At 43.6% G+C, this 23,140-nt stretch carries 24 protein-coding genes; 13 read left to right on the forward strand and 11 right to left on the reverse strand.

Translation table 11 applies throughout. The features are described from left to right. The 6 genes from secF to N39L_RS31515 all read left to right on the forward strand — a co-directional run bounded on the left by secF (position 1) and on the right by N39L_RS31515 (position 5,390). Positions 1–993: a protein translocase subunit SecF gene (secF, locus tag N39L_RS31490; RefSeq protein WP_014277397.1), complete on the forward strand. Its 993-nt coding sequence runs from the start codon at positions 1–3 to the stop codon at positions 991–993. A gap of 14 nt (positions 994–1,007) precedes the next feature. Further along, the gene (locus tag N39L_RS31495) at positions 1,008–1,403 is read left to right on the forward strand and encodes a hypothetical protein (protein ID WP_006616824.1); all 396 of its coding nucleotides are present in this window, start codon (positions 1,008–1,010) and stop codon (positions 1,401–1,403) included. A 317-nt stretch (positions 1,404–1,720) separates the two neighbouring features. Beyond that, positions 1,721–1,951, forward strand: coding sequence for a hypothetical protein (locus tag N39L_RS31500; RefSeq protein WP_014277398.1), 231 nt, complete (start codon positions 1,721–1,723; stop codon positions 1,949–1,951). 318 nt (positions 1,952–2,269) lie between these two features. Continuing rightward, complete coding sequence (locus N39L_RS31505) at positions 2,270–3,337, forward strand: amino acid ABC transporter substrate-binding protein (RefSeq protein WP_035737897.1); 1,068 nt, start codon at positions 2,270–2,272, stop codon at positions 3,335–3,337. A 127-nt stretch (positions 3,338–3,464) separates the two neighbouring features. Next, positions 3,465–4,568: a hydrogenase formation protein HypD gene (hypD, locus tag N39L_RS31510; RefSeq protein WP_014277399.1), complete on the forward strand. Its 1,104-nt coding sequence runs from the start codon at positions 3,465–3,467 to the stop codon at positions 4,566–4,568. A 9-nt stretch (positions 4,569–4,577) separates the two neighbouring features. Next, complete coding sequence (locus N39L_RS31515) at positions 4,578–5,390, forward strand: hypothetical protein (protein ID WP_014277400.1); 813 nt, start codon at positions 4,578–4,580, stop codon at positions 5,388–5,390. On the opposite strand, the gene N39L_RS31520 is transcribed toward N39L_RS31515, so the two are convergent. Further along, positions 5,387–5,827 carry a hypothetical protein gene (locus N39L_RS31520; protein ID WP_014277401.1) on the reverse strand — a complete coding sequence of 147 codons (441 nt, stop codon included), beginning with the start codon at positions 5,825–5,827 and terminating at the stop codon, positions 5,387–5,389. The two genes, N39L_RS31515 and N39L_RS31520, sit on opposite strands and share 4 nt — an antisense overlap. Position 5,828: 1 nt before the next feature. After that, the gene (locus tag N39L_RS31525; RefSeq protein ID WP_231852044.1) at positions 5,829–6,290 is read right to left on the reverse strand and encodes a hypothetical protein; all 462 of its coding nucleotides are present in this window, start codon (positions 6,288–6,290) and stop codon (positions 5,829–5,831) included. A gap of 83 nt (positions 6,291–6,373) precedes the next feature. Here N39L_RS31525 and hypE point away from each other — a divergent pair, with 83 nt between their 5' ends. Beyond that, the gene (hypE, locus tag N39L_RS31530) at positions 6,374–7,420 is read left to right on the forward strand and encodes a hydrogenase expression/formation protein HypE (RefSeq protein ID WP_006620243.1); all 1,047 of its coding nucleotides are present in this window, start codon (positions 6,374–6,376) and stop codon (positions 7,418–7,420) included. Here the strand turns inward: hypE and N39L_RS31535 are convergent. Beyond that, positions 7,403–7,864: a nitrate reductase associated protein gene (locus tag N39L_RS31535; RefSeq protein ID WP_006620242.1), complete on the reverse strand. Its 462-nt coding sequence runs from the start codon at positions 7,862–7,864 to the stop codon at positions 7,403–7,405. The genes hypE and N39L_RS31535 overlap by 18 nt on opposite strands. 22 nt (positions 7,865–7,886) lie before the next feature. Further along, a complete protein-coding gene (locus N39L_RS31540) occupies positions 7,887–9,449 on the reverse strand; it encodes a TM0106 family RecB-like putative nuclease (protein ID WP_014277403.1) in 1,563 nt (520 codons plus the stop codon). Between the two features lie 127 nt (positions 9,450–9,576). Here N39L_RS31540 and N39L_RS31545 point away from each other — a divergent pair, with 127 nt between their 5' ends. The 3 genes from N39L_RS31545 to N39L_RS31555 are packed head-to-tail and all read left to right on the forward strand — an operon-like array spanning position 9,577 to position 12,799. Next, a complete protein-coding gene (locus tag N39L_RS31545) occupies positions 9,577–10,752 on the forward strand; it encodes an aminotransferase class V-fold PLP-dependent enzyme (protein WP_014277404.1) in 1,176 nt (391 codons plus the stop codon). 21 nt (positions 10,753–10,773) lie between these two features. Further along, positions 10,774–11,661, forward strand: a complete 888-nt coding sequence (gene yhdJ / locus N39L_RS31550) for an adenine-specific DNA-methyltransferase (RefSeq protein ID WP_014277405.1) — start codon at positions 10,774–10,776, stop codon at positions 11,659–11,661. Beyond that, positions 11,642–12,799 carry a hypothetical protein gene (locus tag N39L_RS31555; RefSeq protein ID WP_014277406.1) on the forward strand — a complete coding sequence of 386 codons (1,158 nt, stop codon included), beginning with the start codon at positions 11,642–11,644 and terminating at the stop codon, positions 12,797–12,799. Before yhdJ ends, N39L_RS31555 begins: the two co-directional genes overlap by 20 nt. A gap of 58 nt (positions 12,800–12,857) precedes the next feature. Here N39L_RS31555 and N39L_RS31560 read toward each other — a convergent pair whose 3' ends face one another. Beyond that, positions 12,858–13,574, reverse strand: coding sequence for a phosphoribosyltransferase (locus N39L_RS31560; RefSeq protein ID WP_006620238.1), 717 nt, complete (start codon positions 13,572–13,574; stop codon positions 12,858–12,860). A gap of 57 nt (positions 13,575–13,631) precedes the next feature. Between N39L_RS31560 and N39L_RS31565 the strand changes: the two genes are divergently transcribed. Continuing rightward, the gene (locus tag N39L_RS31565) at positions 13,632–14,348 is read left to right on the forward strand and encodes a uracil-DNA glycosylase (protein ID WP_006620237.1); all 717 of its coding nucleotides are present in this window, start codon (positions 13,632–13,634) and stop codon (positions 14,346–14,348) included. A 404-nt stretch (positions 14,349–14,752) separates the two neighbouring features. Here N39L_RS31565 and N39L_RS31570 read toward each other — a convergent pair whose 3' ends face one another. From N39L_RS31570 to N39L_RS31595, 6 genes are all read right to left on the reverse strand, one after another. Continuing rightward, positions 14,753–16,324 (reverse strand): flotillin family protein, encoded by a 1,572-nt coding sequence (locus N39L_RS31570; RefSeq protein ID WP_014277408.1) that lies wholly within the window; start codon positions 16,322–16,324, stop codon positions 14,753–14,755. A 36-nt stretch (positions 16,325–16,360) separates the two neighbouring features. After that, positions 16,361–17,740, reverse strand: coding sequence for a flotillin family protein (locus tag N39L_RS31575; protein ID WP_014277409.1), 1,380 nt, complete (start codon positions 17,738–17,740; stop codon positions 16,361–16,363). A gap of 89 nt (positions 17,741–17,829) precedes the next feature. Further along, complete coding sequence (locus N39L_RS31580) at positions 17,830–18,438, reverse strand: hypothetical protein (RefSeq protein WP_006620234.1); 609 nt, start codon at positions 18,436–18,438, stop codon at positions 17,830–17,832. Positions 18,439–18,618: 180 nt separating this feature from the next. Next, the gene (locus N39L_RS31585; protein WP_014277410.1) at positions 18,619–19,476 is read right to left on the reverse strand and encodes a shikimate dehydrogenase; all 858 of its coding nucleotides are present in this window, start codon (positions 19,474–19,476) and stop codon (positions 18,619–18,621) included. A 68-nt stretch (positions 19,477–19,544) separates the two neighbouring features. Further along, a complete protein-coding gene (locus N39L_RS31590) occupies positions 19,545–20,891 on the reverse strand; it encodes a P-loop NTPase fold protein (protein WP_006620232.1) in 1,347 nt (448 codons plus the stop codon). Positions 20,892–20,979: 88 nt separating this feature from the next. Further along, a complete protein-coding gene (locus N39L_RS31595; RefSeq protein ID WP_014277411.1) occupies positions 20,980–22,053 on the reverse strand; it encodes a J domain-containing protein in 1,074 nt (357 codons plus the stop codon). Positions 22,054–22,250: 197 nt separating this feature from the next. On the opposite strand from N39L_RS31595, the gene N39L_RS31600 reads away from it, so the two are divergent. Together N39L_RS31600 and N39L_RS31605 are read left to right on the forward strand one after the other, a co-directional pair. Next, the gene (locus N39L_RS31600; protein WP_006620230.1) at positions 22,251–22,433 is read left to right on the forward strand and encodes a DUF8624 family small hydrophobic protein; all 183 of its coding nucleotides are present in this window, start codon (positions 22,251–22,253) and stop codon (positions 22,431–22,433) included. Then, the gene (locus N39L_RS31605; RefSeq protein WP_014277412.1) at positions 22,426–22,893 is read left to right on the forward strand and encodes a GNAT family N-acetyltransferase; all 468 of its coding nucleotides are present in this window, start codon (positions 22,426–22,428) and stop codon (positions 22,891–22,893) included. Before N39L_RS31600 ends, N39L_RS31605 begins: the two co-directional genes overlap by 8 nt. Positions 22,894–23,140: the final 247 nt, after the last annotated feature.

Consider the following 23,140-nt stretch of genomic DNA (forward strand, 5'->3'; position numbering starts at 1 on the left):
ATGACTTTTAGTGTGACAAAACGGCGATCGCTTTGGTGGATAATTTCGGCGGCGGTTATCCTCACCGGAATAGTGGGGATGTTACTTTCCTGGACTAATCCTGATATTGGCGCACCAATACGCCCAGGACTCGACTTTGTGGGAGGAACTCGCCTCCAGTTGGAACTTGATTGCACTGTTGCTGGTAATTGCGATGGCCCCATTGAGATTAATCAGGTGCGGGAAGTTTTGCAGGCTCAGGACTTGGGTAGCAGTTCCATTCAACTTTTGGATAAAGACCCCATTCAACGCGATCGCCAAATTGTTTCCGTTCGTACTAAAAACCTCAATGTTGATGAACGAACTCAGCTAGAAGCAGCCTTACGAGAGGCGATCGGAGTTTTTGACCCCCTCGCTACCCAAATCGACACAGTAGGACCAACTCTCGGCCGTCAAATCTTTACTTCTGGACTCAAAGCCTTACTGGTCGCCTTTGCTGGAATTACCCTCTATCTAACTTTCCGGTTCCAGTTTGACTATGCAGTATTTGCATTTGTCGCCCTATTCCATGATGTTATTCTGACTATGGGGGTATTCTCCATTTTCGGTCTCGTTTTTGGCTTAGAAGCCGATACCCTCTTTTTAGTAGCCCTCTTGACAATTATCGGGTTTTCTGTTAATGACACCGTGGTAATTTACGATCGCATCCGGGAAATCTTGAAACAAATGCCTGATGCTTCTACCGGGGAAGTCGTTGATAATGCCGTTAATCAGACCTTGGCGCGATCTATCAATACCACAGTTACCACCATACTACCCCTGTTTTGCATTTTCCTGTTTGGCGGAGAAACTCTCAAATATTTCGCCCTCACCCTGATTATAGGCTTTATTGCAGGTTCCTACTCTAGTATTTTTATTGCTAGTACCCTCCTGGGTTGGTGGCGCGATCGCCAAGCCTCTAAATCAACCATTGTCCCTAATGATGAACCTCAGCCAGTGTCCAGGGAAAAATAAATAATTACAGTCCCATGTCCTATCCTGAACCCTCATTAGATGATCCAGTCCTGAAAAATCAAATGAAACGACTCCACGAGTTGATAGTTTGGAGTCGCTGGCTGGTGATTATCCTATTATGGTTAGTTATTGGCTCACTGAGTTTGTGGGGAATGCGATCGGACATTTCCCTACTCATGGAACATTTTACCTGGGCTACAGTCCGCCATGGCCTATTTCATAATCGCCTATCTGCGATCGGTTTAGGTATATGCTTAGGAATGACTACCAGCACCTTACTTTGGCAAAGTCGCAACATTCTCATCGGTTTCCCACCCAGTTATCGCCAACGCCTAGAAAGACAAGTCCTCAAAATTCGCCAACAAGGTTCAACTCATCCTCTGTGGCGGTGGGTAATTAATAATTATTAATAATTAGCCCCAATAACTCAGCAGATCAACTACCACCACAAGACTCTCTGAGAATTATTTGCCATCAGTTTGTATAAATTATTACAATTAACCCTTTTTGTCAAGTTATGCTTCAGTTAGTTAAGAGATTTGTAAATCATGTGAAATCTTGTGTAATTTGATGGTTGATAGGGTGAGTTTGAGTTATGGTTAACAGTATAAAGAAAAAATAAAGGCGGCCACCACAAATTTAAAATTAGTGTGAACAGGCTGCATATCTAAGACGCTCACCCACTCCCGGTTTTGGGGAGAAAATGAACAAACCATAAGGAGGTCTTATGACTCCAACAATGCTCCGTCAACTTTGGTCTTTAGTTGAAAATACCCAACCTTCACAGTTAGTAAGCCTGGATGATGATAGCCTGGTTCAGTGCTTGATAGGTCGCCTAAAGAGTCAGTCAGGCATCAATGGTCATGATTGGGATATGTTGGATGAGTATATCAACTCTCGTATATCTCTAATTCGTGACCTAGCCGAGGCTCGTCTGTCTGGAGAATCAATGGCTTAATATTCGATTAGGGACGGAGTATGGTGTGCGATCGCCCTGTAATATATGACCCCCCAACTTTCCCCAAAGTAAGCGATCGCATAGCCAATTAATGTCAAACTCCCTTGAAATTGTCCATGAACGACATCGCCAGGTTAAGGTAAGCTTATGAAAATTGTCAACCCTTCTCAGGCTGTCCTATGTAAGGTAGTCCTGTAGTCGGATGGCAAATTAATTGGGCTCTCCCTATTCTCTTGAGTCTCCCTCATCGGTGCAAACCGTGGGTAGTGGGTAGCTTCCTGGTGATATGTAAACCGATTCAAAGACAATTCAAGAACTATGCGTAAATGGAGTTTTGTATTACTGGCGAGTTGCTTGTCAGCCTTATCACTGACAGCTTGTGAACCCGGAGGATCTCCAGGTTCTGACGGACCAGCAGCCGGAGGAACTGGCCAAAGTCGTCTAAATGTTGTCAAAAACCGAGGATTCCTCATTTGTGGGGTAGATGGTGGTATTCCTGGCTTCAGTTTTGTTGATGAGAGTGGCGAATACTCTGGCTTAGATGTAGATGTCTGTAAAGCCGTAGCAGCAGCCTTATTCGATGACCCTAATGCAGTTCAGTATCGGAACTTAGATTCTACAGAACGTTTTGAAGCCATGAGGTCAGGGGAAGTAGATATGCTGTCACGCAATACTACCTGGACTCTCAGCCGCGATACATCTGTAGGGATGGAATTTGCCCCTACCACATTCTATGATGGTCAGGGCATGATGGTTCGCGCAGATAGTGGCATTACCACCTTAGAAGATTTTCAGGATCTCGCTGTCTGTGTGGAAGCGGGAACTACCACCGAACTTAACCTTACCGATAATATGCGCGAACGGGGTATCACCTTTGAGACCGTGACATTCCAACAGGCTGACCCCGCCTATGCGGCTTATGCTGAGGGTCGTTGTGAAGGTATGACCTCTGATAAATCTCAACTGCTCGCTCGTCGCAGCACTCTTCCCAACCCCAATGATCACATTATCCTGGATGTTACTATGTCTAAGGAACCCCTCGGACCTGTGACTCTTAATAATGACTCGGCTTGGTTTGATACGGTCAAATGGGTGACATTTGCTTTGTTTGAAGCCGAAGAACTGGGAATTACTCAAGCTAATGTCGAACAAATTGCCCAAACTAGCGAAAATCCGACCATTCGTCGTTTTCTTGGCGTGGAAGGGGACTTAGGTACAGGAATGGGTTTAACTAATGATTTTGCTGCTAGGGTGATTAAGCACGTCGGAAACTATGCGGAAGTTTACGATCGCAATTTAGGTACAGGTTCTCAGTTTAACCTCCCTCGCAATGAAAATGAGCTTTGGACTAATGGGGGTTTGCTCTTTTCTCCACCATTCCGTTAGTGACAACAATTAGGTGAAGGTTGGGATCTTAGTTGAGGAGTTTTTTTTGACTACCAAAACTGATCCACCTTCCATCTATCATGGTCAAGCTGAGTACCATTACAGCAGCTTATGGGGACATATAAAGATGAAATTTGTGGATGAGTATCGGGATTTGCAATTGTCCCAAAAGTACGCTCAGGCGATCGCATCTATTACTAGCCAACCCTGGACAATTATGGAAATTTGTGGGGGACAAACCCACTCGATTGTTAAATATGGCATTGACAAGTTATTACCTGAACAAATCACTTTAATTCATGGCCCTGGATGTCCCGTCTGTGTGACTCCCATTCACATCATTGATCGCGCTGTTGAAATAGCCACCCTTCCTAATACTATTCTCTGTTCTTTTGGGGATATGTTACGAGTCCCAGGAACCCAAAACGACTTGCTTTCAGTTAAGGCTATGGGGGGAGATATTCGCATCGTTTATTCCCCTTTAGATAGTTTAAAAATTGCTCAGAATAACCCTGATAAACAGGTGGTATTTTTGGCGGTCGGCTTTGAAACTACAGCACCCGCTACGGCTATGGCTGTTTATCAAGCCAAAGAACTCTCAATTGATAATTTTTCGATGCTGGTTTCTCATGTGCTGGTTCCTCCGGCGATCGCTGCTATTTTATCGAGTCCTAGCTGCCGAGTACAGGGGTTTTTAGCCGCTGGTCATGTTTGCACAGTGATGGGATATACTGAGTATGAGCCGATTGTCAACAAATATAATATCCCCATCGTTGTGACTGGTTTTGAACCTGTCGATATTCTTCAGGGGATTTATCTATGTATTAAACAGTTGGAAGAGGGACAAGCTACCTTAGAAAATCAATACACTCGTTCTGTACAAAGAGATGGAAATATAACGGCTAAATCCATTATATCACAAGTGTTTGAAGTAGTCAATCGTCAATGGCGCGGCATAGGCGAAATTCCCGAAAGTGGTTTAGGGTTGCGATCGCCCTACGCCCAATTTGACGCGGAAAATCGGTTTAATTTGTCACCGCCACAACCGGATAATTATAGCGAATGTATCAGCGGTGAAATTATGCAGGGAATCAAAAAACCCCACCAGTGTCCCGCCTTTGGAACCCGCTGTAAACCAGAATATCCCCTCGGTGCGCCCATGGTTTCTTCAGAAGGCGCTTGTGCGGCATATTATCGTTATCGCCTCCAGGGAGAAACCGAGTTGGTATAGTTTTGTAGGGTGCGTCAGACACGGAAAACCAGGAAAAAAGCCGGAAAATTGATGACTGACGCACCAGACCAATTATATAGTAGGGTGCGTCAGACACGGAAAACCCCCATAAAAGCCGGAAAATTGATGACTGACGCACCAGACCAATTATATAGTAGGGTGCGTCAGACACCGAAAACCCCCATAAAAGCCGGAAAATTGATGACTGACGCACCAGACCAATTATATAGTAGGGTGCGTCAGACACGGAAAACCCCCATAAAAGCCGGAAAATTGATGACTGACGCACCAGACCAATTATATAGTAGGGTGCGTCAGACACGGAAAACCCCCATAAAAGCCGGAAAATTGATGACTGACGCACCAGACCAATTATATAGTAGGGTGCGTCAGACACCGAAAACCAGGAAAAAAGCCGGAAAATTGATGACTGACGCACCAGACCAATTATATAGTAGGGTGCGTCAGACACGGAAAACCCCCATAAAAGCCGGAAAATTGATGACTGACGCACCAGACCAATTATATAGTAGGGTGCGTCAGACACGGAAAACCCCCATAAAAGCCGGAAAATTGATGACTGACGCACCAGACCAATTATATAGTAGGGTGCGTCAGACACCGAAAACCCCCATAAAAGCCGGAAAATTGATGACTGACGCACCAGACCAATTATATAGTAGGGTGCGTCAGACACCGAAAACCCCCATAAAAGCCGGAAAATTGATGACTGACGCACCAGACCAATTATATAGTAGGGTGCGTCAGACACCGAAAACCAGGAAAAAAGCCGGAAAATTGATGACTGACGCACCAGTTTAATTTATGGGTAAAATGTCTATCAGGTGTTCCCCTGGAAATAAATCAATTCCTAAAGCTGATTTGATTAAATATAGTAGCAGGAATATAATAGCAGTAATCATCAGGTTTAAGCCTATGAGTAGTAAGGAAGCGGCTATGATATTAGCCATTTTGTAGGCTTGGGGAAATAAAGGCGATCGCTTTTTTTGTCGGCGTTCTTTACCCACGAAAACCACCACATAAAACCGATCTATAATCAAATCAATAGTAAATCTCAGATCGACAATTTTCGGGGAAGGTTTAGGTATAGCTGCATCTAAAGTTTGGCGAATTTCCTCAAGTTGTTGTGGGTTAAAACTTGCCAAGACTTCGGGGGTCATTTTTTGTAAATAGTCATCAGCATTTGGGGGTTGAAGACGAGATAAATTTCTCGGATATTGTTGAGATTTCCTGTTCATATCAACTCATCCAACCTAAGCGAAAAATTACCGAACCCACTATCATAGCCACCAGGGGTATACCTAGTAGTATAAAACTAAGGCGATCGCTATTTAAACCCACCGGAGATAGGATAGTGCGACCCCATGCTAAAGCTATAATTAACACCATAGAAAAAGCCCATAATCCCATTAAAATCATCGCCCAAAGCGGTGCATTTTGGAATGGTAAATCAGGCAGCCATACCGTTGGCCAAGTCTTGAGAATAGTACCGATAAACATAATCGACACTAGCCAAGCATTCGCCAAAACAATAGCTTCTTCCCCCACCTTAGCCAAATGTAGGATAACCGCGCCAGTGATTAACCACACCAACCAGGGAACCTCAAACGCCGCCAGGAACCACCCAGCCACAGTATAGCCCAAAAATAAAGTGATAGTATAGACCCAAAATCGGGGATAGCTGTAAAATTGATCAGCCACAGTCTCTTTAACAGTTATCAAAGATATTGTATATTATACAAGAACATCTGATAAACGGCAAATTTTAGGCAATTAAGCAGCCAATGGAAAGCAACCCAGACTTTAATTTAACCTGTCCTATTCCCATAGAAAACTATCCCCAAGTTTTATTAGCCCACGGTGGCGGCGGACGATTAATGAATCAATTAATTGAGCAAATGTTTCGTCCCGCATTCGGCACATCATCAGATATTCCCCATGATGCAACGACCCTGACCTTAACGGGCAAAAAAATAGCCATGACCACAGATTCCTATGTGGTTAATCCCCTCTTTTTTCCAGGGGGAGATATAGGTTCAATGGCAATTTATGGAACTGTGAATGATTTAGCTATGGCGGGGGCACGTCCTTTATATCTTAGCGTGGGATTTATCCTCGAAGAAGGACTACCCATGACCACTCTATGGCACATCATTCAAGCTATGCAAATGGCAGCTAAATGGGCGAATATTCAGATTGTTACCGGGGACACCAAAGTAGTAGATCGCGGCAAGGGAGATGGGATATTTATTAATACAGCGGGAATCGGCATTATTGAACATGAATTAAGGATTTCTCCTGAGTCTGTGCAGCCAGGTGATATCATCTTAGTTAGTGGTGATTTAGGCCGTCATGGTATTGCTATTATGGCAGTGCGTGAAGGCTTGGAATTTGAAACAACAATTGAAAGTGATTCGGCTCCAGTGGCTGACCTAGTTTTAGAATTATTAAATGCGGGGGTAGAAGTTCACTGTTTGCGAGATTTAACTAGGGGTGGTTTAGCTAGTGCTTTACATGAAATAGCGACAGCCAGTAACTTACAAATGGAAATAGAGGAGAATAAACTACCCATCCGAGAAGATGTCCAAGGAGCCTGTGAAATTCTGGGTTTTGACCCTATTTATGTGGCGAATGAAGGTCGTTTTGTGGCTTTTATACCTGCTAAGGATGTTGACAAAACTTGCTCAATTTTAACTGCCAAAAATTCCCAAGCGTCTGTGATTGGTAAAGTGCAAGACAAAGCTGGGGGATTGGTAACTATGGTAAGTAAAATCGGATCGAGTCGCATTGTTGACTTACTCAGTGGGGAACAACTACCCCGCATCTGTTAAGTTAAACTCTTTGATGGCTGGAATAAAGTTGGCGTTTTCATGGCTAGAACGACTGAGTTTAATCAATGCAAAACGTTGAATAGGTGTGAGTTTTTGCCACTGTTGTACAGAAATTTCTAAATTGGTTTCGGCGGCTTTATTTTGGACGGCTTCAGGAATTTGACTAGCATCTAACCAAGGTGGCTGTGAATCAACTGGCAAATCTTTTAGGGGTATATCTGTGTATTTACTAGCGAGGTCTTGCAGTAAATTACGATAGGTACTAATATCTTCTGGGGTTTCGGTTGGCTGTTGTACTAATTGTTGACGCACCGACAGGGGAAATTGATTCCAGTGGGCTAGTTTTAATTTAATCCCACAGGTATCGAGTTTATAGCGAACTACCATGGGAATACAGCGCAAGGAAGAGACAAAATCATCCTCGAATTTAAACAAGTAACTCATTATTGACCTACCGAAAGTTGACTTACAAAAAATTGACTTCTGCGCCTACAGATTGACTCTGGACAAAATCCGCCAACCATCGTCTAACGTGATAGGTGGCGCGACAATCATCTTCATTATAACGAACGATCGCATCTAATAAAGTGCGATCGCCTGTTTTTAGCCATTCCTCATACCAACAAACACATTGCGCGCCATTAGCCTTAGCATCTCGCCACTCAAAACCCATCCAGCGTGCGATGGATTTTAAGGCGTAGCTTTCCACGGGTAATGTGACGGTTTCTACAATTTGATAATGGACATCAACTAAGCGTTTAATTAAAGGTCGCCACAAATAAGATGGAGTCTGATAAAGTTTAGCTAAACGGCTAATAGTTTTAGCTTCATAGTCGCAAAAGTGGAAAATTGGCGCAATGGGATATCGCCACATTAAAGCCAAAAAATCTTGCCAAATCCTAGCTTCATCAGCGGCGGTTTCTGCTAACATCGGATAAAAGGTTTCTATCTGCGATCGCCTATCAACCACTAAGACACCATGAAGATAATCCAAGTTCATATCTGGCTGTGCTTCAATATCAAAATATAGTTCAACAGGTGCTTGTAACCAAAAGGGATCGGGTAGATATTTCTTGCTACCATTTTTCGATGATTTAACATTAGCAATATTATCAATATCTCCCTTGAGAATAGCTTGATTTTTCCAAACAGATTCAGCTTGTCTAATTACTTGCACAGCCACACCATTATCAAACTCTGGATAAGTTTGGAGGATTTCGGGTTGAGTTTGTGCGAGAGACTCAACACTTGTCAAATTTAAACTATTAAGGCGAGTTTGACGAATGGGGGTAATTCCTGGTAATAAACAGAGATTTTTTTGGGATTGAGCAATATCATGACAGTGAGTATACCATTGACAGAGGCTGCATTTTTGGCGACTGATAAAAATATCGGGTTCCTGAGAGTTTTGGATCAGAGTCAGATAATCCTGGACAATTTCCCGCATTTGAGGAAGTCGCTGTTTTAGGTCTACGGAATAAGCACCGCGATCGCGTAATAGTAGGATGACTTCTTCTGGCATTACCCCTTGAATAGCCGCCAATATTTCCCCATGAAATACGGCTACAATTTGATAATCAAGTTTGGGACGTTTTCCCAGGCGGATATCTTGGGGAATATACAGCCAATCACCAAACTGAGAAACTCCGGGTTTTTTGACTAATAAATCTGGGCGACTGAGATAAGTTACCTGTTCAGGAAGTTGGTCAAAAAAGGAGCGATCGCCATAATCCGCAGCCGGGGAGGAATGGCTATGATATAACAACACCCCACGGTAAATATAATCTACACCCTGCCGCATCAATTCTAGGGTAGCTTGCATTCCGGCTTCCCAGTCTTGTGGGGGATATTTAGGCTGTGAATAAATGCGATCGGCAATGATAGTTTTTCGATAGGAGACGCTATCAGCTATCAATTTACGGAGAAAATCGCTAATGGGTTCTTTTTGACTCTGATCGCCGTAGACATCCAAAAAGGCCCGTCGATCGCAACGTTGGTAAAATAGAAGCTGTTGATCTTCGATCAGCATTAATATTGGTGAGGATGGGCAAGGTAAATTTATGATTATAGGCTATGGTAGCACCAATTCCGATAGAGATGGGTTAGTTGTTGAAAATTCATGGTAAAAGTGGAACTACAGGCGATATCTGATAGAAATGAACAAGCGATTAGAAACCCACCGACAAAATTTTCGAGCTTTGGAGAATAAGGCATATTTTAACTATGGGGGACAGGGACCCTTGCCGCAAGTCTCGATGGATAAGATTATCAAATCCTATCAGTTTGTCCAGGAGTGTGGTCCTTTTTCCCAAAAGGTAAATAGTTGGGTTCAGCAGGAGTTAGGCTTAACACGGGAGGCGATCGCCTCTGAGTTAGGGGTACCTTCTGCCACTATTACCCTGACGGAAGATGTGACCGTAGGCTGTAATATTGCCCTATGGGGGATTGATTGGCAACGGGGAGATCATCTGTTAATCTCGGATTGTGAACATCCTGGGGTAGTGGCGACGGTAGGGGAATTGGTGCGGCGGTTTCAGATAGAGGTGTCTGTGTGTCCGCTGTTGGAGACTTTAAATGAGGGTGATCCGGTAGAGGCGATCGCATCTCGAATCAAATCCAACACTCGCCTGGTAGTAATTAGTCATATCTTATGGAATACAGGACAGGTTTTGCCTCTCACCGCGATTATGCAAGCCTGTAAAGCCGCTTCAGGAGGGGTTAGGGTATTGGTGGATGCGGCGCAGTCTGTGGGGGTTCTGCCGTTAAATTTAGGGGAATCTGGAGTAGATTTTTATGGTTTTACTGGTCATAAATGGTTATGTGGTCCAGAGGGTTTAGGGGGTTTATATGTCAGTCCTGATGCGGTATCAGATCTGAGTCCTACTTTTATCGGCTGGCGGGGTATTGAAGTTGACGAAAGGGGAACACCGACTAATTGGAAATCTGACGGAAGACGCTATGAAATAGCGACCTCAGCTTATCCTTTGATGGTGGGTTTACGAGAGGCGATCGCTATTCATCACCAATGGGGAACCGCCACCGAACGTTATCAACAAATCTGTAATCTTAGTCAATACCTATGGGAATGTTTATCAGAACTTCCCCAAATTGATTGTTTACGCACTTCTCCACCAGAATCGGGTTTAGTATCATTTAAAGTTACCCAAAGTCTCCCCCACCCCCAGATAGTCAAAGCCTTGGAATCGGAAAATATTTTAGTGCGAACTATCCTCGACCCTGACTGTATTCGCGCCTGTGTTCATTATTTCACTCAGCGATCAGAAATTGATGAACTGATTAGTTGTCTGGCTAAAATATCGGGTGGCGGCTAATTAGAAAGGCGATAGATCCTCATGTTTCAGCGGTATCAAGATGATAGACATACTCTATTTCATGGAGATGCAATTCAGATTTTATCTAGTCAAATTGCTGCTAATTCTGTGAATCTGATTTTTGTAGATCCTCCCTACAATATAGGGAAGAAATTTTCCAATTTTCATGACCAATGGAATTCTGAAGAAGATTATATCAATTGGTCATATCAATGGCTTGATGAATGTGTCAGGGTCTTGAAACCTAACGGAACATTATATGTAATGACTAGCACTCAATCTATGCCATACTTTGATATTTACTTGCGGCAAAAAATGTCAATTCTTAGTCGTATTGTCTGGCATTATGATAGTTCTGGAGTGCAAGCAAAGAAATATTTTGGGTCTATGTATGAACCGATACTTCATTGCGTGAAAGACCAGAAAAATTATATTTTCAATTCAGCGGATATTAAAGTGGAAGCCCAGACTGGCGCACAACGGAAATTAATTGATTATAGAAAACCAGTACCTACTCAATACAACAGCGAAAAAGTACCGGGTAATGTCTGGTATTTTCCCCGTGTAAGGTATCGCATGGCAGAATATGAAAATCATCCGGCACAGAAACCCGAATCATTGTTAGAAAGAATTATTCTAGCAAGTACGAATAAACATGATTTGGTACTTGATCCCTTTGCTGGCACTTTTACCACTGCGGCTGTAGCTAAACGCTTAGGACGATTTTCTCTGAGCATAGAATCTCAGGAAGAATATCTTAAAATTGGTCTAAGGCGGGTTTTAGGATGGCAAGAATACCAAGGAGAAAAGCTATTACCACCATCAAAAAATCAGACCAAAAAAAATACAAATTGTCCCCAAAATCAATTCATTCAACCGAGTATTTTTGATGCCGATACTACAGCATGACTTCACCTTAAAGATTATCGAAATTCTCAATTATCATTTTCCCAATCAGGGAGATAAAGTTTTGATAAATAGTGAGTTTTTGCCATATCTAAATATTAAAACAAAAGCGGCTAATCGAGGCTCTAAATCACGGGCTGGATTTGCTAATCACTATGCTATATATGTATTAGTTGAAGACTATCTCAATAATAAATTTCACATTATAGGTGGCTATGATGATTATGAAGGGGCTCAGTTTATTAATCTTTTACAGAGACAAAGACAACTTCCCTTTGGTAATAAACTACAAAATCATGCCCTGAATCATCGACTAAATCAGGAATTTAAAAAATACTTCCCCACTTTATCTTATGTACCGGTAATCAGGGATACAAAAACTAATAGATACTGGATAAATGAAAATCTGCTTCAGGTTGATATAAATGGTAATAAAATCAACATTGCTGAGGCAATTATAGATATTATAGATGCTTTTGTGATAGCCAGAAGACAGGCTTTTAGTCAGTTTATTATCTATTGTAAACAGATGATTGATATTCAGAAGCAAGAACCTTTAAAAGCCATTAAATTTATTCGCAGTTTGTTAAACAAGGATATAGATGCCAGAGTTTTTGAGATGGTCAGTTATGCGATTTTAAAACAGTATTACGGAGAACAAAAAATCTACTGGGGCTGGTCTCCTCATAGTCTAAATACTGAATATTTAATTTTGTATAAAACTGGTAGGACTAATGCGAATGATGGTGGTATAGATTTTGTGATGAAACCCCTAGGTAGATTCTTCCAAGTGACAGAAACTATTGATGCTGGTAAATATTTCTTAGATATTGATAAAGTACAGAGATACCCTATTACCTTTGTTGTGAAAACTGAACAGCCACCGGAGGAAGTTTTAGATCAAGTTAGGAAACAAGCTACAGCCAAATATAATATAAAAGCTATTGTTCAAAGATATTTAGAGTCTATAGAAGAAGTCATCAATATCCCCGAACTTATGCACCGTTTTGATGAAGTTTTAACACAAGGAAAAGCACCAGATGTAATTGAGGAAATAGTTATACAAAGTCGTATTGAGTTCAACCTGGAAACTGAGGAAAATGCTCTGATCGATTCTCAAGATGATGGGAGACTAATTTAATCAAGTGGCTGGGTGCAAACTGTGATCTAATGATGATTATTGCCTCCCATATCAAAATCTAAGATAACCATTCTGTTTGCTGCTGGAGACAGGCGATCGCTATGGTAGTTTCCACCTGGTCAAATTCTTGGTAAAAACGGCTAACACTCAGGAAAACTTCTGGTGTGGCTAGGATAATTAGTCGATCGCATAATCTTTGTAAAGAATTCACCAACTCCACAGGTGCGAGGGGAACACAAATCCAAATAGCGCCTGGTTGTTGCGATCGCAAAGCCTTAATCGCCGCCACCATAGTCATACCCGTAGCAATACCATCATCAACTACTATAATTAAATTATCCTTAACCGAATTATAAGGACAATAGGCGGCGAATTCCTGCCATTGATTATAGGCTTTTTCTTGTGCGTCACGCAGAATAGAATGGCTTTCCCAAAACTGGCTAGGACGACGGTTAGACCAAATCACATAACCATCAGCAGTAACAGCCCCTAATGCTAACTCGGGATTATCTGGCTGGGTGATTTTTTTAGCTACAATTACACTCAGGGGACAAGCCAAACGGCGGGCTATCGGTTCAGCCACGGGTAAACCCCCCCTGGGTAAAGCATACACCAACGGACTCATAGCCCCCAGGGAGTCGGCGGTAATCTGATCGATAACTACCTTAGCTAGTTCCTCCCCGGCATGGGTGCGATCGCGAAATAGTGGGTTAGGGAACATAATCGGTTCATCCTTAGCAGTCCCATTAGATATATAATGACTGGTGTGGCTCATAGTTGCAACTATCCCAGTTCAGCATATACCAGGATTTGAACTTTTACTTAGAAATTCATGTCTAACCAAGACCAACAACTCAGCCTGTTCGATATTCTTAGTGTTAATCAAGACCCATTACAATCCCCTAAGTCGGTAGATTTTGACCTAGAAGAAATTCCCCAAAATGCCAAGACTCCCATACCGCCGGGAACCTATCAAACTCTCGCACAAATTGCCGATCATTGTAATAGGTGCTCGCGCTGTGAACTTGGAAAAAACCGCACTCATGCTGTGATTGGTCGAGGGAACCCCACCGCCCCCATTATGATTATCGGAGAAGCACCAGGACAACATGAAGATGAACAAGGTCTTCCGTTTGTCGGTAGATCTGGAAAACTTCTTGATAATATTTTAGACTCCGTAGGACTGAGTACAGATACCGAAGTTTATATTTCTAATGCTATCCGCTGTCGTCCCCCGGAAAATCGCACCCCAACCGCTTCAGAACTCCAAGCCTGTAAGCCTTATCTATTAGAACAAATCCGCCTCATTAATCCTCAAATTATCCTCCTAACTGGGGCGACTGCAGTTAAGTCTATTCTAGGAGATAAACGCCCGATTACTAAAATTCGCGGTCAGTGGTTTCAGTGGGAAGGTCGTCAATGTATGCCGATTTTTCACCCTGCATACCTACTCAGAAATTCCTCGCGAGATGTTGGTAAACCTAAATGGTTAATGTGGCAGGATATGCAAGTAGTACGTCAGAGGTTAAATGAGATCCAATCACATTAATTTGACTATAAACCCCCCCACACCCCACCCCCTCAATCGGGAAATTACATAAATTTTACTAATTTATACGGCTAGATAGATTTTATTTTTAAAATATTGTTAAGAATTAATACAATTTTATGGCAAATACCTCGCAAAAAGTTGACGAGATTATGGGGGTTATGGTATGCTCAAGGAAATCGCACCCAAGGGCTTACTGTGTCTATTTCCAAAAATAAAGGCTAAAACCCTTATTTTGTCGCGGTTATAATTATTATCTTACCAAAAAATAAAACTGGCGATGCACGAGTTTTGGGGTTAAAAGCGGGGTCCATTTTTCGGCTTATTGACAAAAACGCCATTTTGTGCATATACAGTTACAGAGACAGATCCCCCACCCTAGACGAGAGGGGGGGGAATACGCTCTAATCCTGTTCTAGCCACATTTGCAGCATAGCGGTAGGGATGTAGATAGTAGGGTGATTAAACATATTTCGGATCGCCTGAGTTCCCTGAGACTTAAAAAGCATCTGTAAACGACGCTTGAGGTTAGGATACTGTCGCAAAGCCTGGGCGATCGCCTCTTCAGCCTCAGCATTATTCTTAGTATTTTGTGCGACATGATCAAGTAGTTGTTTAACCTCGCTCTGTAGGCTTTGTGTAGTATCTTCTGGCTTAGGTGCTGCGCCATTAGTGCGGCGAACAGCTTGACCATTAGTGCGGGAAGATTTGAGACTTTTAGCTGTGGAAGTAGGTTGAGGTTGAGAAGAACCGCCGCCCCAATTTTGAACAGCCGTCGCCACATCAATACCCGTAGTTTGGCGCAACTCTTCCAAAAACGCCGCCATTTTAGAAGCTGTATTCCCTTTATTAGCATCAACAATAGTCACATTATCAACAGTAATTTCAGGAACAGTAGAAGCCATAGTTTTTAGTAAGACTTCCAACTTCTGATAAAGGAAAATTTCCCTAGCATTAGGACCGGCTGCTTTCCAAGACTCAGCCAGTCGTCGTGTCCCTTCAGCTTGTGCTTTCCCATCTTCAATAATTTGGGCAGCATCCCCCCGCGCCCTAGCGATCGCCTTTTTACATTCCGCCTCTGCTGGTGCGACCACATCAGCTTGTAGTTGCTGTTCTACCTGCTTAATCCTTTCTTTTTGAACAGAGACCTCAGCCTGAGTCCTAGCCACCTCAGCCGCTGTTTCCGACTCCGACTCTGCTACCACCGCCGCCCGTTTAGTCATAGCATCAGCCACCCGGCGTTCAGCTTCCGCCTTAGATACCTCTACCTCAGTTTCCAACTTTTTCAACTGAGTCATTTTATGATTTTCCGCAGTACGGATAGCAGCATCAGCCTTAGCTTGTGCTTCAGCGACACGAGAATCTCTAAACAATTCCGCCCGTTGTTGTCGTCCGATGGAGTCAAGATATCCCACGTCATCAGAAATATTTTGAATTTGGAGAGTATCTAAAATCAGCCCCAGTTGTTCTAAGTCATCCTCAGCTTCTTCGAGGAGACTTTTAGCAAAAGCCAATTTATCCCCATTAACCTGTTCAGGAGTAAGGCTGGCTAATACCCCGCGCAGGTTTCCTTCCAGGGTATCTTTAGCAATGCGTTCAATTTCCTGGCGAGTTTTCCCCAACAAACGCTCGATCGCATTATGAATTGTGGGTTCTTCCCCAGCAATTTTAATATTCGCCACCCCATCAACCTGTAAAGGAATGCCTCCTTTCGAGTAAGCATTAGCCACCTTTAACTCAATAATCATATTGGTTAAATCCATGTGAAAGGCTTGTTCTAGCAGGGGTGTCCGAATGCTGCTACCACCTTTCACCAGGCGATATCCCACAGTGCGATCATCTTGTGTAGGGCGACGACCTCCGGCAAAAATCAACACTTCGCTAGGCTGACAAATATAGTAGAGATTGCGGATAATAAATACAGTCGCTCCGGTTCCTAAACCCAGGGCTGCTAATAAGGCGATGATAATTTCCATAATTCCTGTACCTGTGTTTGGTTGCCATCAAATTGACTAATTGTTATTTAATTTCTGCTTGTTATGTTCCCCCAAAGTCCTAGATACATTAATACCCAAAGTGCGATCGACACTTTCGAGGAATTGGCGGAAAATTTCGGGATAGGCGCGAACCAAACCAGCGATCGCTTCCCCGTCTCCACTATCAATAACATTGACATATTCCAGACTAACCCGGCGGGGAATTTGGGCAGCTTCGCGCAAGACCATCTCAATTTGTTGTAAGTAAAACAGTTCCGATGCGTCGTCGCCCATTTCCTGCCAAACTGCGTTAATCAGGTCGTTTACTTCCGCCGCCGCGCGGGAATTTTCCGCTAAAGCGGCCGCATTACCTCTGGCTTGCAGTTCTCTGGCTTCTCGCTCCGCCTCTGCAGGTAGGACGGTATCAGCTTCGAGTCGCAACCTTTCCAACTCAGCGCGGACAGTTTGCAGGAGTTGTTCAGCCCTGGCGCGGGCTTCTTTACCAGCAGCTATGGTGCGTTCTTCTTCGGACCTAGCTTGTTGTTCAAGTTCGGCGCGAATTTTCCGCAGTTCGTTTTCTTTTTGTTGAACAAAGGTTCTGGCTTGGCTTAGGGCGACTTCCGATTGGCGACGACAGTCGGCTTCTACCTGTTCAGCTTGAGCCACAGCGTTAGATTCGGCAATTTCGGCATCTCTGGCAATGAGAGCAATTTCGCGGCGACCGATGGAGTTAAGATAATCGACATCATCGGAGACACTCTGAATTTTGAGGGTGTCTAATTGTAATCCTAATCTGGCTAAATCCCTGGAAACATCCTCAGCGATATGTTCAGCGAACCGTAGGCGGTCTTCGTTAAGCTGTTCAGGGGTGAGGGTGCTAACAACTCCCCGCAGGTTTCCTTCTAGGGTTTCGCGAGCAACGCGGGAAATTTCGGAGCGATCGCGGTCTAAAAATCTTTCGATCGCATTTCCGACCACTTCAGGATCGTTGGAAATTTTCACATTGGCGATCGCTTGAATATTTAGGGGTGTTCCCCCTTTGGAATAGGCGTTTTTGACTTCAACGGGAACTGGCATTGTCCGCAAGTCCATAGTTTTGACAGTTTCCAGAATCGGAATACAAATAGCCCGTCCGCCGAAAATCACCCGATAACCTACCTCTCGTCCGTCTTTGGTACGGTGTTTGCGACCAGACAAAATCAGGACTTCGCTGGGTTTGCAAATCTGCATAAAGACGTTGAGAAACCAGATTAAAACCAATACTCCAAAAATTGATAGGGCTATGGGTAGGGCAGTTATAATCTGATCACTTAGCTGATTTGTGTTTCTTCCTGGAATGGGAATTTGTGCCTGGGCTACCTCTACGACTATTTCTTGGTTCTGTTTGTCTAAAGATGCAACAAATTTCTGATTCATAGTTTTTCCCCCAAAAGGGTTTGAGCAAACATTTAAAAGGTGAAATGTCGGATCTCTACTACCGCTTACCCTGACTTGGGACTTGTCGATTATGCTTCTGAGACTCCGAAGGATGCTTCTGAGACCACCAAAACTTTATTTTTCTCCATTCCTACCACAAAAACGCGATCGCCCTGGGAAAATTCCTGATTTTCTTCAGTAATTGCGCTCAAATACAGCACCGACCCTCCGGCGCTGAGGCGTACTTTTCCACGACTGTCTCGATTAAAGGGAATTTCCACGGTGGCCCATAGACCAATTAAATCATGGGATTGAACTAAACTGTTAGCTTGTTGCGATCGCAGAATATCAAAGACCCACACGACAGCGGTTCCGCAGGACACCCCAATAGCGATCGCTGCTGTAGCCACAAAAGCCGGGGTTAAGTCGGGGTTCAAAACTGACATAATTGTTCCGGTCAACCCAAAAAAGCACACCCCAAAAGTCCAGAAGCGCACACTCCCAAAAGGCAGCCTTAACCGCAGATTTTTTCTTTTGGATCTATAGCTGGGCTGGTTTTCGGTCTCACCCCTGCCATGTTCTAATTCTACATCGCTATCAAATTCGCCCTCAAACTCTACACCGTCTAATCCCTCCACAGCGGCTAATATGACACATACTCCACCCACCGTTAGACAGACAATATATAGGGTTATCATAAATTCATCCCCAGAGTATTAATGCTTAATATGTAAATTGTACCTAAAAATACTTGCTAGGGTCTTAGTCTGTCGGTACTACTGCACCATTCCCCAGGGGCAGGTTCAACAAAACATTCCTGGGGAATTGACAATTAACAGCCAAACCCTCCCCCACGATTATAGCTCAATTATGAATGATCAATTATCAATGATTAAAGATTGACGCATGACTGAGATCGGGATGGGTTGTTGTAGCCAAATTTCCAGGGCGGCGGCTCCTTGTTGAATCAGCATTTCTAAGCCATCGATCGCCACAGCACCTTGATTTTTAGCCAGTTGTAAAAAGCGAGTAGGGCGGGGAGTGTAAATTAAATCGTAGGCGATCGCCCCAGATTTTAAACCCTCAAAATTTTCGGCATCTACAGGAGAGCGATCGATATGGGGAGACATTCCCACCGGGGTAGTGTTTACCAATAAATCTGCTTGCTTAATTAAGGGGTTTAATTCCTGCCAATTATGAACATTAACCTTAATGGGAAGGGGCGAATTTAGCCAACTTTGCTTAAATTCTTCCAACTTTTGGGGGTTTCTACCGACTATATGAATTTCTGCCATTCCCAATTCAGCACAACCAGCGACTACCGCCCTAGACGCGCCGCCATTACCTAAAATTACGGCTATTTTTTCATGCCAATTGGGGCAGTTTAATGCCTTGAGGGGAGCCAAAAAACCGGCAACATCTGTATTAGTACCACTCCAGCCTTTATCACTGTACCAAACCGTATTAACTGCCCCTACAGCCGTGGCTAATTTAGAGACATTATCTAGTAGGGGAATAATTGCTTGTTTGTGGGGAATAGTGAGATTAAATCCCTGAATACCGATAGCTTGAAAACCTCGATAAGCTGATGCTAACTGGTCAGGAGCCACTGGAAAGGGTACATAGACATAATCAACGCCGAGATGAGCGATCGCGGCGTTGTGCATAATTGGGGACATAGAATGTTCGACGGGATAGCCAACAATTCCTAACAGTTTAGTTGTGCCTTTAATCATCAAAGTTTACCAGTATTGACATCGGGAACATTTTACGATAAAATCGGTAGATTAATACTAACTAACTATTAACGGTCAACCATTTTAAATTGATGGGCTTCGGCGATAACTGGATTAATATCAAACCAATATTCATCCTCATGGCGATATTCAAAGACCCATAAACTGCGTAATAGGGTTTGATATTCCCTGAGACCCATAATTTTTTTAGTTTGGGCGACCTGACGTAAAAGTTGCCATTCTTCTGATGATATAGCCAACAGTAACTGATGACAACGTTGGCGGATCACATTTTCCAAGATACCCCTGACAATGGGTGGATCTTCTTGTTGTAAACAACTATACAGGAGGGCGAGTAAAGTGCGGACGTGACCACCACTCATAATACAAAGGCGATCGAGAGTTTCTGGACTATCAAAAACCTTAGTAATTAAATGAGTATAATTATCGAGGTCAATACCGGGAAAAGCTCGGACCATGACCATTTTTCGGAGATGTTCAATGCCTTCTGGGTAGGGTGTACCATCAGGAAATTTAACCGGAACCATGGGTAGTGTTTTAGGTTCACTAGCAAATCGGCTGGTTAGTCGTCCCAAGTCACTGGAGAAAATTAACCCGATGGGAATAGTATAAACGACATGGCACTGAAGTTGATTGAGTTGGTCGCCGCGATCGATAAATAAATATTCTGGTTGGGGTCGTCCGGTGGCGCTTTTGGAATTCATGATCCGGTCGAGGTTATCAATAATGACTACTAAGCCGGCTTTTCCCTGTTGTTTGAGTTGTTGAATGGCTGGAAGTAGTAATTCTTTATTGATGGCTTCTAGGATATTGTTGGTGCGGGGTTCGAGGTATTGTCGTAAGAGCGATCGCAGGTCGCGGGAGTCTTTGGCTTTAGCGGTGAGTTTCCCAATTCCTAGAGTGAGGGAAAATTCCCCCGGTTCCGAGAGTCCAGGGATGCCTAATTCTGCTTTGACATTAATTTGGGTGTTGATAACATCAAGTAAACCCTGAATCAGGTTTTTAAAGCCTGTGGGGTTAAGTTTGATGTTCATTGATTCGACACTTTCGCTGACCTGACGGGCGATCGCCAAGAGGATATCAGTAATATCGACATCAGCCATATCTAAGTCTTTGGAGGACTCGAAATAGACTACATGAAATTCTTGCTGTTCTAATTCGGCTTTCAGGCGCAATAATTCTGTGGATTTTCCCGAACCGATATGTCCGGTAAATAGTTGACAGGTGGGGCTATCGGGGGAGAGGCGAGAAATGGTGCGAGCAATTTGTTCGATGAGTGTACCTCCGCGAACCCGGGAAAAATTGATGTAATATTTTCGCTCTTCCGGGTTCCCTACGTCTATGGTTTTGGCGGGGTTACACGCCCGAAAAAATTGGCGTAAATCTAGTTTCATTGTTGTCCACTCAATTTAAAGATTTTGACCCTAGTTTTCTTTTCGGGTGGTGATTGTACTAATCCGTAGGTTATGGGGAAAATTGACGTTAATTTGATAGAAGTTTACCTAATGTCAATCCTAAGCCAGAAATAGAAACTAATATCAAGGCGGTATAAAATTTGTTGAAGGAAACTAATAATTTTTCCCCGGCTACCATTTGCGCGACTACGCCAAAAATAATGGCAATGGCTCCCCAAGCGCCGACGATCGCATCAAGTCCGGTGTTGGCGATCGCCTCTCTGACCGCCCCAGACCCGGCTCCTGACCAAGCTCCTAACCACGCTCCTAATTGAAATCCGAACCAACTACCAACACCGCCACGTTTTTTGACTTGAAACATAGCATCAGAAATAATGCCAATTATCCACCCAGTCGAAGAACCAATTATTCCCCCAATTAACGATCCTAAACCATTCCCGGTTTCAGCCCCAGCTACCCAACCAGCGATCGCTAAAATTCCGGTGAAGCTAAACCCCCAAATAATCGTGCGTGAGTTACTATCGGAACCGATAATTGACCCTAAAGCAGTTCCGGCTATAGCCCAGGCGATCGCAGTAATTAGCCCCCCCGCTTGACTTCCGGCTATTCCTCCCGCTATTCCTCCGGCTATCATCAGAGAAATTAACCAAGGATACTGGGTTTGCGAGCCATAACTGGCTTCTAGGGATAGTCCTACCCAAACCAAGGCGACTAATAACCATGTTCCTGGGTAAATTTCTAAATATCCTAAAATCCAACCTACTAGGGTATAGCTGAAAAATGCCCCGGTTAACCAACCCCAGGGGATGAGTTCGTCACTGGTCTCGGTTTCCCTAGGATTGACTTTCGGCGGTTTTGGTGGGCGCTGAATAGGTGTGGCGGTTACTGGTGGGGTTGGTGGCGGCGGGGAGATGACTGGGTAAGGGGAGAAGTTGGGATCGTTTAATAGGGTCTGTAGGCGATCATAAGCATAGTTGATCTCTTTGAATTTTTCTGTGGCTTGATACTGAATATGGGAGTCGGCGGGATAGCGATCGGGATGCCATAATAATGCTAGAGTCCGGTAAGCCTGTTTGATTTCCTGTAGGGAAGCACCAGGTTTGACGTTCAGAAGTTGGTAGTAGCGATCGATATCGTCCACAATTAGGGATTTTAGGGCTTCGGTAGTGTATGGAATTCTGAGAATATATTAGGACATTCCACTAATTTAGCACCACCACAGCCAGACACCCGCACAATGTTAAGTTCATGGCTGTAAGTTTGGCATTTCAGGTCAATCAGGGTTACAATTGACTATGGATTTTTTCCCTTTGATAACTAACTGTTAGAGTCCCGGTTATGGCTTTTTTTCGTCAATATATCGCGCCACTGTTGGTGGTTATGATTTTTCTGTTGGCTTTGGTGGCGGTGAGTGCGCGTATTTTCCTACCGGGTGATATGCAAGCACCAGCACCTATGGGAGTCATTAACTATTCAGGGGAGATGGCCCCCATTGTTCATCAATTAATGATCCGTGTCTGAAATTTTGGTCTCTGGTTATACTATCCGTTCTGGATCTACTCGCGATCGCTCTTTGTTGGTTAAGTTCATGAATCGCACCTATCGGGAATTGTACCCCGATCAGGATTTCTCTCACCTGGCGAACACTGTAGAACAGTATTTTTCACCCCTAACCCCTCTGTGGTGGGTGGAAATCTCCGGCGGTAAAAACATTACCCCGATCGCCTGTTTATGGATGGGAAATGCTATTAATCAAGTCACGGGCGATCGCATTTCTCATGTCTTTCTGGTTTATGTTCACCCAGAACATCGACTACAGGGAATTGGGGCGGCTTTGATGAATTACGGGGAAAAATGGACTAAAACTAGGGGCGATCGCCAAATCAGTTTACAGGTTTTTACTAACAATAAACCCGCTCTGAGTTTGTATGAAAAATTGGGCTATCAACCTCAATCTTTGGGTTTAGTTAAGCAGCTCTAAATCCGAGAAATGATATCCTCTACATTTTGGGAGGGCGCGTCACACTCAATAAATAATATAAATAATCACCCGACAATTGACAACTTAGGCATCTTAGTAAATATCAATTATGACTATCAATTGTAAATTGTCAGTCATTCTCTAGGGCGGGTGAGGATTAAGGCGGCGCTAACCTGAACCCAGAGAGAATGGGCAAATGTTCATCAAAGGGCAGGGCCACTGTATAATAAACCCCCCACCCCCCCGA

The sequence above is a fragment of the Limnospira platensis NIES-39 genome (assembly GCF_026000695.1).
Taxonomy (GTDB): domain Bacteria; phylum Cyanobacteriota; class Cyanobacteriia; order Cyanobacteriales; family Microcoleaceae; genus Limnospira; species Limnospira platensis.

Excerpts from the sequence above, each read along its gene's own strand:
- secF (WP_014277397.1), top strand. The coding sequence starts at position 1 with ATGACTTTTAGTGTGACAAAACGGCGATCGCTTTGGTGGATAATTTCG.
- N39L_RS31495 (WP_006616824.1), top strand. The coding sequence starts at position 1,008 with ATGTCCTATCCTGAACCCTCATTAGATGATCCAGTCCTGAAAAATCAA.
- N39L_RS31500 (WP_014277398.1), top strand. The coding sequence starts at position 1,721 with ATGACTCCAACAATGCTCCGTCAACTTTGGTCTTTAGTTGAAAATACC.
- N39L_RS31505 (WP_035737897.1), top strand. The coding sequence starts at position 2,270 with ATGCGTAAATGGAGTTTTGTATTACTGGCGAGTTGCTTGTCAGCCTTA.
- hypD (WP_014277399.1), top strand. The coding sequence starts at position 3,465 with ATGAAATTTGTGGATGAGTATCGGGATTTGCAATTGTCCCAAAAGTAC.
- N39L_RS31520 (WP_014277401.1), bottom strand. The coding sequence starts at position 5,827 with ATGAACAGGAAATCTCAACAATATCCGAGAAATTTATCTCGTCTTCAA.
- hypE (WP_006620243.1), top strand. The coding sequence starts at position 6,374 with ATGGAAAGCAACCCAGACTTTAATTTAACCTGTCCTATTCCCATAGAA.
- N39L_RS31535 (WP_006620242.1), bottom strand. The coding sequence starts at position 7,864 with ATGAGTTACTTGTTTAAATTCGAGGATGATTTTGTCTCTTCCTTGCGC.
- N39L_RS31540 (WP_014277403.1), bottom strand. The coding sequence starts at position 9,449 with ATGCTGATCGAAGATCAACAGCTTCTATTTTACCAACGTTGCGATCGA.
- N39L_RS31545 (WP_014277404.1), top strand. The coding sequence starts at position 9,577 with ATGAACAAGCGATTAGAAACCCACCGACAAAATTTTCGAGCTTTGGAG.
- yhdJ (WP_014277405.1), top strand. The coding sequence starts at position 10,774 with ATGTTTCAGCGGTATCAAGATGATAGACATACTCTATTTCATGGAGAT.
- N39L_RS31555 (WP_014277406.1), top strand. The coding sequence starts at position 11,642 with ATGCCGATACTACAGCATGACTTCACCTTAAAGATTATCGAAATTCTC.
- N39L_RS31560 (WP_006620238.1), bottom strand. The coding sequence starts at position 13,574 with ATGAGCCACACCAGTCATTATATATCTAATGGGACTGCTAAGGATGAA.
- N39L_RS31565 (WP_006620237.1), top strand. The coding sequence starts at position 13,632 with ATGTCTAACCAAGACCAACAACTCAGCCTGTTCGATATTCTTAGTGTT.
- N39L_RS31570 (WP_014277408.1), bottom strand. The coding sequence starts at position 16,324 with ATGGAAATTATCATCGCCTTATTAGCAGCCCTGGGTTTAGGAACCGGA.
- N39L_RS31575 (WP_014277409.1), bottom strand. The coding sequence starts at position 17,740 with ATGAATCAGAAATTTGTTGCATCTTTAGACAAACAGAACCAAGAAATA.
- N39L_RS31580 (WP_006620234.1), bottom strand. The coding sequence starts at position 18,438 with ATGATAACCCTATATATTGTCTGTCTAACGGTGGGTGGAGTATGTGTC.
- N39L_RS31585 (WP_014277410.1), bottom strand. The coding sequence starts at position 19,476 with ATGATTAAAGGCACAACTAAACTGTTAGGAATTGTTGGCTATCCCGTC.
- N39L_RS31590 (WP_006620232.1), bottom strand. The coding sequence starts at position 20,891 with ATGAAACTAGATTTACGCCAATTTTTTCGGGCGTGTAACCCCGCCAAA.
- N39L_RS31600 (WP_006620230.1), top strand. The coding sequence starts at position 22,251 with ATGGCTTTTTTTCGTCAATATATCGCGCCACTGTTGGTGGTTATGATT.